The following is a 12,013-nucleotide window of genomic DNA, read 5'->3' on the forward strand; positions in this document are numbered from 1 at the left end:
GCGGATGCGCGTATCAGATCAGACTCAGCTCTCAGGCTCAGCCTTTTTTCTGGCACGCTTCGCCTTTGTGGCGGCGGCGATTTTACGGGTTTTTTCCGAGACGTTTTTACTTTTTTTCCCGCCACTCTCTGCGGTGCCTTTTCCCTTGTTGCCGCGGAACGCAGCATCCGGCTCGAAATTCGACTTTTTGCTCACGTTACGCCGACGCTTCGCCGGCGCCTGGTCGTCACGCTTCGCGCGGTCACGCGCGGTTTTGCCTTCACCGCGCACCTGGCGCTGGCTGGCGATCAGGGCGAAGTCGATCTTACGCTCGTCCATGTGAACGGCTTCTACCCGTACTTCAACCGCGTCCCCCAGGCGATAGGTGCGACCGCCAGATTCGCCGATCAGACGCTGACCTACCGGGTCAAAACGGTAGTAGTCGTTGTCGAGCGTCGAGACGTGGACCAGACCATCAATAAAGAGATCGCTCAGGCGGACAAAGAAACCAAAGCCGGTAACGCTGGAGATCACGCCGTTGAAGACGTTGCCGACCTGATCCTGCATGAAGTCACATTTGAGCCAGTCCGCGACATCGCGCGTCGCTTCATCGGCACGGCGTTCAGTCAGGGAGCAGTGAAGACCCAGCTGCAGCATCTGCGGCATGTCGTAGTGATAGCCGCCGGTCGCCGTCGTCATATCGCTGGCTACGCTGCGCTCTTTCGGCATCAGGTATTTGATCGCGCGCTGCACCAGACCTTTTCCCTGATCCTGCTCTTTGGCCAGCAGATATTTGATGGCGCGGTGCAGCGTCAGGTCCGGATAACGACGAATCGGTGACGTAAAGTGGGCATACGACGAGAGCGCCAGACCAAAGTGGCCACGGTTTTCCGGATCGTACACAGCCTGCTTCATAGAACGCAGCAGCATGGTTTGCAGCATTTCTGCATCAGGACGGTCAGCGACCTGCTTCAGCAGAGCCGCATAATCGACCGGCTGCGGTTTGTTGCCACCGGGCAGGCTCAGACCCAGCTCGTTGAGCACGGTCCGGAAGCTCTTGATGCTCTCATCTGTCGGGCGATCGTGATCGCGGAACAGCGCGGGTTCCTGATTTTTCTCTACAAAGCGTGCCGAGGCGATGTTAGCCAGGATCATGCACTCTTCGATCAGCTTGTGCGCGTCATTGCGCGACGCGCGTTCGACGCGCTCAATACGGCGCTCGGCGTTGAAGATAAACTTCGCCTCTTCCGTTTCAAAGGAAATGCCGCCGCGCTCTTCGCGCGCCGCATCCAGCACCTGATAGAGGTTATGCAGCTCTTCCAGGTCTTTCACCAGCGGCGCGTAGTGCTGACGTAATTCTGTGTCGCCCTGCAGAATGTTCCAGACTTTGTTATAAGTCAGACGCGCATGGGAGTTCATCACCGCTTCGTAGTGTTTAAAGCCGGTGAGTTTACCTTTGCTGGAAATGGTCATTTCGCAGACCATACAGAGGCGGTCAACCTGCGGATTGAGCGAACATAAGCCGTTGGACAGCACTTCCGGCAGCATCGGTACGACCTGCGATGGGAAGTAGACCGAGGTACCACGCTGGTGCGCTTCGTTATCCAGAGGCGTGCCCGGACGAACGTAGTAGCTGACATCGGCGATAGCGACCCACAGACGCCATCCGCCACCGCGTTTCTTCTCACAGTAGACGGCATCGTCGAAATCACGTGCATCTTCACCATCAATGGTGACCAGCGGCAGCTTGCGCAGATCGACGCGGCCTTTTTTCGCCTCTTCCGGCACCTCTTCTTTCAGCTGGCTGACCTGCGCTTCCACTTCCGGCGGCCAGGTGTGAGGGATTTCATGGGTGCGCAGCGCCATATCCACGGCCAGGCTGGTGCCCATATCATCGCCCAGGATCTCCGTCACTTTACCAATCGCCTTGCTGCGACGGTTAGGACGCTGAACCAGCTCCACCACTACCACGGACCCCATGCGGGCGTTCATCGTCTCTTCCGGCGGAATGAGAATATCGAAACTCAGGCGGCTGTCGTCCGGTACCACGAAGCCCGCTCCGGCATCGGTAAAGTAGCGGCCAACGATCTGATTGTTGCGGGGCTCCTGCACGCGAACCACGCGCGCCTCACGACGGCCTTTGCGGTCCGCACCCAGCGGCTGCGCCAGAATCACATCCCCATGCATGCAGAATTTCATCTGTTCAGCAGACAGGTAGAGGTCATCTTTCTGACCTTCAGCCCGCAGGAAGCCATAGCCATCACGATGGCCGATAACTTTACCGCGCAGGAGGTCAAGACGTTCTGGCAGCGCATAGCATTGACGGCGGGTGAAGACCAGCTGACCATCACGCTCCATTGCGCGAAGGCGGCGACGCAGCGCCTCAAGTTGCTCTTCGTTGTGCAGATTCATCTCTTCAGCCAGCTCTTCACGGCTGGCCGGTTTTTCACGTTTCTCTAACAGAGCCAGAATAAATTCCCGGCTTGGAATAGGATTTTCGTATTTTTCAGCTTCTCTATCCTGAAAAGGATCTTTTGACATAACGGTTCCTCCGATGTCATTTAATATTTGATTCCGCTGGCGACAGGGACAGAATGATTTCATAGAGTGGTGTATTCCCTTCGACCAAATCTGCCAGCGTATAGCTATCCAGCTCCTGCAAAAATCGCTGCACTGCATCATGCAGAGCCTGCTTAAGACGGCAGGCTGGCGTAATGGCGCAGGAGGCGCAATCCACTAATTGTAGTGGTTCCATTTTTCGTACGACATCGCCGATCACAATCTCGCGGGGTGACATCCCCAGACGAATCCCGCCGTTCTTACCGCGTGTCGCAGCGACGTAGCCTTCCCGGCTCAGCTGATTAATGATTTTGACCATGTGGTTACGTGACAAACCGTACGTGTTCGTCACTTCCGTAATATTGGTCTGCTGGCCTTCGGGCAGGGAGGCCAGATAAATCAGGGCCCGCAGGCCATAATCAGTAAAACTTGTGAGCTGCACAGTAACCTCAGTAAAACTTCAGGCACGACATCGTGCAAATCGCTTTACGGTTGATGTCAGAATTAATTTGGATCGCCATTCGATTAACTACGATGATAAACCAGAGTCTGTTTTGACGTGCGTTTTTTTCAGCCAGCACAGGATTTGACAAGCGAAGGGAGCTTAAGTGGCATCAGAGAGTGGAAAAAACAAGGGCCGGACAGTGTCCGGCCTGAATGATTACGCGTCAAACGGGTCGCGCAGAATCATTGTTTCACTGCGATCGGGACCGGTTGAGATGATATCAATCGGTACGCCGGTAACCTCTTCTACACGCTTGATGTAATCACGCGCAGCCTGAGGCAGGCCTTCCAGCGTCTTCACGCCAAATGTTTTCTCGCTCCAGCCTGGCAGGGTTTCATAGATCGGCTCAATGCCTTCCCAGTTCTCTGCGGCCAGCGGCGTGCTGGTCACTTCACGGCCATCAGGCATACGGTAAGCCACACAGATTTTCACTTCTTTCAGGCCATCCAGCACGTCCAGCTTGGTCATGCAGAAACCTGACAGGGAGTTAATCTGCACCGCGCGACGAACCGCGACCGCATCCAGCCAGCCAGTGCGACGACGACGACCCGTTGTCGCGCCAAACTCATGGCCCTGTGCACAGAGGAATTCGCCGGTTTCATCAAACAGCTCAGTCGGGAACGGGCCAGCACCCACGCGGGTGGAGTACGCTTTCACGATCCCCAGCACGTAGTCGACATAGCGCGGACCGATGCCCGAGCCCGTTGCCACGCCACCTGCAGTGGTGTTGGATGACGTCACATACGGATAGGTGCCGTGGTCGATATCCAGCAGTGTACCCTGCGCGCCTTCAAACATAATCAGGTCGCCACGCTGACGCGCGGTGTCCAGCAGTTCTGAGACGTCAACAACCATACCGGTCAGAATGTCTGCAACTTCCATGACATCGCTCAGCACTTTGTCGAAGTCGACTGCCGGCTCTTTGTAGTACTCGACCAGCTGGAAGTTGTAGAAATCGACGACTTCTTTCAGCTTGGCAGCAAAGGTTTCTTTGTTAAACAGGTCGCTGATGCGCAGCGCGCGGCGTGCCACCTTATCTTCATAAGCTGGTCCGATGCCGCGCCCCGTGGTGCCAATCGCTTTTGCACCACGCGCACGTTCACGCGCCATGTCCATCGCAACGTGATATTGCAGAATCAGCGGACAGGCCTCAGAAATCAGCAGACGTTCGCGTACCGGAATTCCGCGTGCTTCCAGACCTTTCATCTCTTTCATTAAGGCTTCAGGAGAAAGCACTACGCCGTTACCAATGATGCTGGTCACGTTATCGCGCAGAATGCCAGAAGGGATCAGGTGGAGGACGGTTTTTTCACCGTTGATGACAAGCGTGTGGCCCGCATTGTGGCCGCCTTGATAACGCACAACGTAATTCGCGCGCTCAGTCAGAAGGTCTACAATCTTACCTTTACCTTCGTCACCCCATTGGGTGCCCAGTACGACGACGTTCTTACCCATTTCTCAAAATCACCGATTGCTTAAAAAAGGATTCTACCATCTGATCCTGCGGTTTTCAGCACTTTTAGCATACGATTGCGCGCTTTTTTGCCTGAGTTTTGCTCACTACAACATGTTGGGGAAAAGAGAGGCAGAAAGCACAATTTAGGCGGTCTTAACCGCAAACTCACAGATTGCCATGCAGGCTGAGCATACAGTAAATCACCATACCTGCGACCACCAGTCCGCCGCCAAAGCGGTGCAGCAAACGGTCAGGCAGACGGGAAACCGTCAGGATCCAGCGTCGCCAGGCGCGTGGCATAAACATAGGCCCTAACCCTTCCAGTACTAATACCAGTGCCAGTGCCATCCAGATGCTTGTTTTCATTCTGATACCCAAAAAAAAGGCCGACAACATTGTCGGCCCACAGGTTATATCAGTTCTTAACGTGTCGCGTTAGAGGGCGCCTTCATATATCGGAAGAAGTCGCTATCCGGGCTTAACACCATGACATCCTGATTTTCGCTGAAGCTGTTTTCGTAAGCACGCAGGCTGCGGATAAAGGCGTAGAAGTCAGGATCCTTGCTGAACGCATCCGCAAACAGCCGGGCCGTTTCTGCATCACCATCACCCCGGGTAATCAGGGCTTCACGCTGAGCTTCAGCCAGTGTACGTGTCACCTGATAATCCGCCTGGGCGCGCAGCTTCTCCGCTTCTTCCTGACCCTGCGAACGCTGACTACGCGCTACCGCTTCACGCTCTGCGCGCATACGGTTAAAGATGGCATCAGAAACTTCGGTCGGCAGGTTGATTTGCTTGATACGCACATCCACCACCTGAATACCCAGTGCCGCCATACTGTTCGGGTTCGGCGCCGGCTCATTGCTATTGGTTTCACGTTCAACACGCGCCGCTGCGCTGGCAATCGCGTCATCCGCTGCTGGCGTAGCGATTTCATCATCGCTGCCCGCCGAACCAGTATTAAGCGCATCGCGAACATCTGTCGTCAGACGACCACGGGAATCAGTGACGATATCCTTCACATCCAGACGACCCATTTCAGAACGCAGGCGGTCACTGAACTTACGTTTCAGCAGCACTTCCGCCTGAGAGACATCGCCGCCACCCGTCGCAAGGTAATAGCGACTGAAGTCACTGATACGCCATTTGATGTAGGAGTCCACGATCAGATCTTTCTTCTCTTTGGTCACGAAGCGATCGGCCTGGTTGTCCATAGTCTGAATACGCGCATCCAGGGTTTTCACCGTTTCCAGGAAGGGGATCTTGAAGTGCAGACCCGGCGCAAACACCTGCGGCTTGTTTTCGCCATCGCGCAGCACTTTACCAAAGCGCAGGACGATGCCCCGCTGTCCTTCCTGTACCACAAACAGCGACGCATAGAGCGCCACCAGCACGACAATGATCAAAAATACTATTGGCTTACGCATCGATTACTCTCTCCCTTCGCGCTGGCTGTCGCTGCGCTGAGCATTGGCCCGACGCTGATCCATGATGTTGTCCGGACTGTATGACGACGTGTCACTGCGGCTCGCGCTGCGATCGGAGATAGCAGGCAGAGAAGCACTGTTCGCACCTTTCTGACCCGTGTGTCCCGATGAAGCCTGACCGCCACGCATCAGCTGATCCAGCGGCAGCATCATCAGGTTGTTACCCCGATCGTTAACCAGAACTTTGCGGGTATGACTCAGCACACGTTCCATGGTTTCGATATACAGACGCTCTTTGGTGATTTCCGGTGCGGCTTTATACTCCGGCAGAATCTTGGCGAAACGCGCCACTTCACCCTGCGCTTCCAGAACGGTACGCTCTTTGTAAGCACGCGCTTCTTCCAGAATACGTTGCGCCTGACCATTTGCCCGTGGCTGCACTTCATTCGCATAAGCTTCAGCTTCACGAACGTACTGCTCGCGGTTTTCGCGTGCGGCAATCGCGTCATCAAACGCAGACTTCACTTCTTCCGGCGGCCGTGCAGCCTGGAAGTTGACGTCCAGCACCGCGATGCCCATGTTATAAGGGCGGATTGTCTCGTCGATTTCACGCTGGGTATCACTACGCACCACAGTACGGCCTTCAGTCAGGATGCGGTCCATAGTAGAACGGCCAATCACACCACGCAGCGCACTGTCCGTGGCCTGACGCAGGCTGTCATCCGCGCTGGTGACCGCATACAGATAGCGTTCCGGATCGGTCACGCGGTACTGCACGTTCATTTCGACGCGTACAACATTCTCATCCGAGGTCAGCATCACGCCAGAGGCCGCCAGTTCACGCACTGATTCGACGTTAACCGCACGCACCTGATCGATAAAGGTTGGCTTCCAGTTCAGGCCCGGTTCGACCAGATGACTGAATTTACCAAAGCGAGTCACCACGCCGCGTTCCGCTTCTTTAATGGTGTAGAAACCGCTGGCAGCCCAGATGACTACCGCAGCAACCGCCACGATGCCAACGATTTTACCGCCGCTGCCAGAGCTGCGCTGACCGTTGTCGTTCTGTTTGCCACCGCCCAGTCCACCAAGCTTCTTGCTCAGCTTACGGAAGATATCATCCAGATCAGGAGGCCCGGATTCCCGTCCTCCCTTATACCCCCCAGAGTTGCCGCCTTGATTATTGCTGCTTCCCCACGGGTCGCGGTCCTGTCCGTTATTTCCGGGCTGATTCCACGCCATGTTTCTACTCCATTTATTGTAATTACGGTTTTTACCCTTCATTTTTCGGATTGCAGCGGTACTGGCTGCCTTCGCTGACGCCGGTCACTTACCTGCGTAAGAGCCCGGCGATAAACGCCGTTGCCGCCGTGCTGAAATCCGAGCTAACCGGGTAAATCCTGCGTATTCGGTCATGCAACGAAAATGCGACAATCTTCCATTTTTAGGGTAAATGCGTTTGGGCAATATCAAATAATGTAACTGGTCAGCGACGGTTCCTGTTTACATAAACGCATCCATTCAATGATGGGCATACGTATCTGTAATCCTACCCTGCCGTCTTCTTCATTCCACTCTTTCTCAATCGCCTGCAGCTGATAGAAACGGCTGCGAAGGCGGCCTGCTTCTGGCGGCAGACGCAATGTATGCTGGGCAATTTCACCCGACAGACGCTCAGACAGCGCCTGCCACAGCAACGGAATGCCTTCGCCTGTCTGGGCAGAAAGCCAGACGCGGACAGGCAGATTCTCTTCGTTACGATCAATACGCGGTTCGAACCCGTCGAGCATATCGATTTTGTTCATGACCAGTAACGTCGGAATTTCGTCCGCTTCAATCTCTTCCAGAACGGTATCGACGGCGGCGATATTCTCCGTGACGCGCAGGTCAGCGCCATCAATGACATGCAGTAAGAGCGTCGCCTGGCGTGTCTCCTGCAGCGTAGCTTTAAAAGCAGCAACCAGGTCGTGAGGAAGATGGCGAATAAAGCCGACGGTGTCCGCCAGAACCACATCCCCGACATCGGCCACATTCAGACGGCGCAGCGTCGGATCCAGCGTCGCAAACAGCTGATCTGCGGCGAAGACGTTGGCCGACGTCACGGCATTAAACAGGGTCGACTTACCGGCGTTGGTATACCCCACCAGCGACACGGTCGGGATATCTGCTTTGGCGCGCGACTGACGCCCCTGCTCACGCTGTTTTTCCACCCGCTCAAGACGGGACAGAATCTGACTGATGCGACCGCGCAACAGACGGCGGTCGGTTTCTAATTGTGTTTCACCCGGACCGCGTAAGCCGATCCCGCCTTTCTGACGTTCAAGGTGAGTCCAGCCGCGCACCAGACGTGTGGCAAGATGGCGAAGCTGCGCCAGCTCAACCTGCAATTTACCTTCATGGGTGCGTGCGCGTTGGGCAAAGATATCCAGAATCAAACCGGTGCGATCGATAACCCGGCATTCGCACAGACGCTCGAGGTTTCTCTCCTGAGCGGGCGTAAGGGCATGATCGAATAATACGACCGATGCTCCAGTTGTTTTTACCGCATCGGCAATTTCAACGGCCTTTCCTTCACCGACAAAATACTTGGGGTGTGGCGCTTTACGACTGCCAGTGACCACTTGCAGCGCCTCAACGCCAGCAGAAGAGACCAGGGTTTCAAACTCCTGCAAATCTTCTACTTCTTTGTCCTGGGAGAACCAGATGTGTACCAGTACGGCCTGCTCGCCGGCATCATAACGGTCAAACAAGCTATAACCTCCCTAAATAAAAGACCAGGACGGAAAACCGCTGTTCTCCGCACCTGGCTATACGGCGACGCGTTACTCTGCGTGATCACCGTCTTGTTGTGGCTGTGGCTGCGCAGGTGTGTTGCTGCCACCGTGATGGTAATTGTTGCTGCCGCCACCGGTATTATTGCTATGGTGAGAAACCGGGCGCGAAGGAACAACGGTAGAAATGGCGTGCTTATAGACCATCTGACTTACCGTGTTTTTCAACAAAATGACGAACTGATCAAATGACTCAATCTGACCCTGCAGCTTAATACCGTTAACCAGATAAATCGAAACCGGAACACGTTCACGACGCAGTGCGTTCAAAAACGGGTCTTGTAATGATTGCCCCTTAGCCATTCTATCTTTTCCTTATATGCTTGTTGTATGTTGCTCGTAGAACCTATGGTTCTGAAAAAACTGCGTAAAAATTTGCGCACGATAACCCATCAATTGTACACAATCACCCATGCTTCGCACTAAGAACCTGTAACACTGTATCACGCGCCAGCCGGGGCTCGTCACTGTCAAGCCAGTGAATATTTTCCCAGCCACGTAACCATGTTATCTGTCGCTTAGCAAGCTGCCGGGTTGCGCAAATTCCCCGATAAACCATCTCGCCATAATCGATTTCGCCCGATAAATAAGACCACATCTGACGATAACCAACACAACGGATAGAAGGCATGTCCGTATGCAAATCACCTCGTGCAAACAGGGCCCGAGACTCCGCTTCAAATCCTGACGCCAACATCTGCTCAAAACGCAACGCGATGCGCTGGTGCAGCAGTTCACGGCTCGCGGGGGCGATAGCAAACTGATGCACGTCGTAGGGTAACGCTTCACCGGATGTTTTAGTCAGTTCCGTTAAAGTTTTACCCGAAATAAAAAAAACTTCCAGTGCTCGCGAAAGTCTCTGCGGATCATTCGGATGAATACGACTGCCGGCAACCGGGTCGACTTCACACAGCTGGCGGTGCAAAGCTTCCCAGCCTTTTTCACGCGCCGTTTGCTCTATCTGCTGACGAATCTCCGGATCGGCCGGGGGCAGCGGCGACAATCCTTCAAGTAACGCCTTGAAGTAGAGCATGGTTCCACCAACAAGCAGCGGTATTCGTCCTGCTGCGACGATCTCCGCCATTTCTGCTAACGCATCCCGCCGGAACTCCGCGGCCGAATAGGCCTCTGCGGGATCGCGGATGTCGAGCAGACGATGGGGCGCCACAGCTAACTCCTCAGCCGACGGTTTTGCCGTACCAATATCCATCTGACGATAGATTAAGGCAGAATCGACGCTGATCAGTTCCACTGGTAGCTGCTTACGCAGCTCGATGGCGAGTGCCGTCTTGCCAGATGCTGTGGGTCCCATCAAAAAAATAGCCTTTGGCCGGCCAGCCTGGTTTAGTTCACTCATGCTTCAACGCGTTCACCGCGCTCTCAATCTCTATGGGCTGTAATAAGCCTGAAGGCGGCGATTTCAGTAACTGTGGACAGAGCCGTTCAAGCTCTGCCAGCAGGTTAATCGCCTGTGAGTGATTCCAGCTGGAGGACTCCGTATCCTGCTGTCGCGCCAGCCACTGAGCCAGTTGCGTCGCAGAGTTCTCCTGCTGCCGGGCGAGATAGCCTAACAGCTCAGGAATCAAGATTTGTAAATTTTGTGTTCGTAACGGTAAAGGCACCGCACGCAGGGTAACGTGGTCGCCGTCTGCCTGAAGTTCAATCCCCATCTGGTTGAGCAGACTGCTGTTTTTACGCGCCGCTTCGCGTTCCTCCCGGGCCATTTTCAGCCGTACCGGAATCAGCAGAGGCTGCGGTTTCAGCCCCTCCTCGCCCGGTTCAAGCTGTGCCTGTTTCAGCCAGCGCGCCGCCACTGGCAGCGCCATCAGAAAAAGCATCTGATCCTGTTCCAGCAGTGCATAGTGGTTCTGCATTACAGTCAGTACCCGGCCAAAACTCTGTGTATGGGCCGCCAGCGGCGAAACCTTTTCGGTCCGGCGCAGTTCCGGTTCAGGCGCTTTTGATGACGGCGCGCTATCGGCGGGCGTTTTCAGCAGCTGCTGGTACACCGCGCCTTCACGCTGCCGGTAAAGGTTCTCTTTATTCTGCCAGGCCGGTGCCGCTGCAGGCGGCGTTTCCCGGACGGATGCCGCCGGTTTACGCTCACCGGGCGACGACGCAGGCTGGGCGAAATGATTGCCTCCGGCCGCCTGACGATTCTCCGGCTGCCAGCGCGGGGTGCTTTCTTCCGCCTTCAGCGCAGGTAGCGCAGGCGTCGCAATCGCCTGCAGCGCGCTGACTACGCCCTGGTAGATAAAGTCATGCACCAGACGCGACTGGTGGAACCGGACTTCATGCTTGGCCGGATGGACGTTGACATCCACCTGATGAGGGTCGATCTCCAGGTAGAGCACGTAAGCGGGCTGCTGCTCATCCTGAAGCTGTGTCTGGAAAGCCTGGCGGATTGCATGGTTAATCAGCTTATCGCGCATCATCCGGCCGTTAACATAGCAATACTGCAGCTCCGTTACCTGACGCGAACCGGCGGGATCGGCCACCCAGCCACGCAGCGCGAGATCATCGTGTTGCCAGTCGATGCGCAGCGCGTGCTGCATAAAAGTGGTGCCGCAAATGGCGGCCAGCCGCCGTTCACGCTGACTCTCCTCATTCACAGCCCGATACTGACGCATCATTTTGCCGTTATGACTCAGCGAAAGGGCGACATCAAAGCGTGCCAGCGCAATACGCCGAATCACTTCGTCGATATGCCCGAACTCGGTTTTCTCGGTGCGCATGAATCTGCGGCGTGCCGGCGTGTTGTAAAAGAGATCCAGTACCTCCAGCGTGGTGCCACAGGGATGCGCCGCCGGTTTGACCGTCACTGCCATATCGCGCCCTTCAGCATAAGCCTGCCAGGCTTCACTCTGATCGGCGGTGCGGGAGGTGAGCGTCAGACGAGAGACAGAACTGATACTGGCCAGCGCTTCACCGCGGAAGCCCAGACTCATAATCGCTTCCAGATCGTCCAGTGAGGCGATTTTACTGGTGGCGTGTCGGGCCAGCGCCATCGACAGCTCGCTTTTCACGATGCCGCAGCCGTTGTCGCGAATGCGGATCAGCTTAGCGCCGCCCTTCTCGATATCGATATCGATGCGTGTCGCACCCGCATCCAGACTGTTCTCCACCAGCTCTTTGACAACCGAGGCAGGACGTTCAACCACTTCACCCGCCGCAATCTGGTTTGCCAGCTGAGGCGGTAAAATTTGTATCGGCATAGTGGATATCCTATTAGCTGACAGCCCGGCGCAGCGGCCGG

At 55.4% G+C, this 12,013-nt stretch carries 10 protein-coding genes; all 10 read right to left on the bottom strand.

Annotated elements, in window-relative coordinates:
• Nucleotides 1-24 precede the first annotated feature (24 nt).
• The 10 genes from rnr to mutL all read right to left on the bottom strand — a co-directional run bounded on the left by rnr (nucleotide 25) and on the right by mutL (nucleotide 11,972).
• On the bottom strand, nucleotides 25-2,520 hold the full coding sequence (gene rnr, locus ACLHDD_RS13250; RefSeq protein ID WP_427104483.1) for a ribonuclease R: 2,496 nt from the start codon (nucleotides 2,518-2,520) through the stop codon (nucleotides 25-27).
• 16 nt (nucleotides 2,521-2,536) lie between these two features.
• On the bottom strand, nucleotides 2,537-2,980 hold the full coding sequence (gene nsrR / locus ACLHDD_RS13255) for a nitric oxide-sensing transcriptional repressor NsrR (protein WP_427104484.1): 444 nt from the start codon (nucleotides 2,978-2,980) through the stop codon (nucleotides 2,537-2,539).
• A gap of 219 nt (nucleotides 2,981-3,199) precedes the next feature.
• Nucleotides 3,200-4,498 carry an adenylosuccinate synthase gene (locus ACLHDD_RS13260; RefSeq protein ID WP_427104485.1) on the bottom strand — a complete coding sequence of 433 codons (1,299 nt, stop codon included), beginning with the start codon at nucleotides 4,496-4,498 and terminating at the stop codon, nucleotides 3,200-3,202.
• Between the two features lie 166 nt (nucleotides 4,499-4,664).
• Nucleotides 4,665-4,865 carry a DUF2065 domain-containing protein gene (locus tag ACLHDD_RS13265; RefSeq protein WP_313655326.1) on the bottom strand — a complete coding sequence of 67 codons (201 nt, stop codon included), beginning with the start codon at nucleotides 4,863-4,865 and terminating at the stop codon, nucleotides 4,665-4,667.
• Nucleotides 4,866-4,921: 56 nt separating this feature from the next.
• On the bottom strand, nucleotides 4,922-5,926 hold the full coding sequence (gene hflC, locus ACLHDD_RS13270) for a protease modulator HflC (protein ID WP_128086223.1): 1,005 nt from the start codon (nucleotides 5,924-5,926) through the stop codon (nucleotides 4,922-4,924).
• Nucleotides 5,927-5,929: 3 nt separating this feature from the next.
• Nucleotides 5,930-7,168 (bottom strand): FtsH protease activity modulator HflK, encoded by a 1,239-nt coding sequence (hflK, locus tag ACLHDD_RS13275; protein WP_427104486.1) that lies wholly within the window; start codon nucleotides 7,166-7,168, stop codon nucleotides 5,930-5,932.
• 227 nt (nucleotides 7,169-7,395) lie between these two features.
• Nucleotides 7,396-8,676, bottom strand: a complete 1,281-nt coding sequence (hflX, locus tag ACLHDD_RS13280; RefSeq protein ID WP_427104487.1) for a ribosome rescue GTPase HflX — start codon at nucleotides 8,674-8,676, stop codon at nucleotides 7,396-7,398.
• A 72-nt stretch (nucleotides 8,677-8,748) separates the two neighbouring features.
• Nucleotides 8,749-9,060, bottom strand: a complete 312-nt coding sequence (gene hfq, locus ACLHDD_RS13285; RefSeq protein WP_128086226.1) for an RNA chaperone Hfq — start codon at nucleotides 9,058-9,060, stop codon at nucleotides 8,749-8,751.
• 103 nt (nucleotides 9,061-9,163) lie between these two features.
• Nucleotides 9,164-10,114 (bottom strand): tRNA (adenosine(37)-N6)-dimethylallyltransferase MiaA, encoded by a 951-nt coding sequence (gene miaA, locus ACLHDD_RS13290; protein WP_427104488.1) that lies wholly within the window; start codon nucleotides 10,112-10,114, stop codon nucleotides 9,164-9,166.
• Entirely contained in the window at nucleotides 10,107-11,972 is a 1,866-nt protein-coding gene (gene mutL / locus ACLHDD_RS13295; protein ID WP_427104489.1) for a DNA mismatch repair endonuclease MutL, read from the bottom strand. The genes miaA and mutL overlap by 8 nt, the downstream gene beginning before the upstream one ends.
• Nucleotides 11,973-12,013: the final 41 nt, after the last annotated feature.

Origin of the sequence: Pantoea sp. NSTU24 (assembly GCF_050157905.1) — a bacterium.
GTDB lineage: Bacteria > Pseudomonadota > Gammaproteobacteria > Enterobacterales > Enterobacteriaceae > Pantoea.

Excerpts from the sequence above, each read along its gene's own strand:
- rnr (WP_427104483.1), bottom strand. The coding sequence starts at position 2,520 with ATGTCAAAAGATCCTTTTCAGGATAGAGAAGCTGAAAAATACGAAAAT.
- ACLHDD_RS13260 (WP_427104485.1), bottom strand. The coding sequence starts at position 4,498 with ATGGGTAAGAACGTCGTCGTACTGGGCACCCAATGGGGTGACGAAGGT.
- ACLHDD_RS13265 (WP_313655326.1), bottom strand. The coding sequence starts at position 4,865 with ATGAAAACAAGCATCTGGATGGCACTGGCACTGGTATTAGTACTGGAA.
- hflC (WP_128086223.1), bottom strand. The coding sequence starts at position 5,926 with ATGCGTAAGCCAATAGTATTTTTGATCATTGTCGTGCTGGTGGCGCTC.
- hflK (WP_427104486.1), bottom strand. The coding sequence starts at position 7,168 with ATGGCGTGGAATCAGCCCGGAAATAACGGACAGGACCGCGACCCGTGG.
- hfq (WP_128086226.1), bottom strand. The coding sequence starts at position 9,060 with ATGGCTAAGGGGCAATCATTACAAGACCCGTTTTTGAACGCACTGCGT.
- miaA (WP_427104488.1), bottom strand. The coding sequence starts at position 10,114 with ATGAGTGAACTAAACCAGGCTGGCCGGCCAAAGGCTATTTTTTTGATG.
- mutL (WP_427104489.1), bottom strand. The coding sequence starts at position 11,972 with ATGCCGATACAAATTTTACCGCCTCAGCTGGCAAACCAGATTGCGGCG.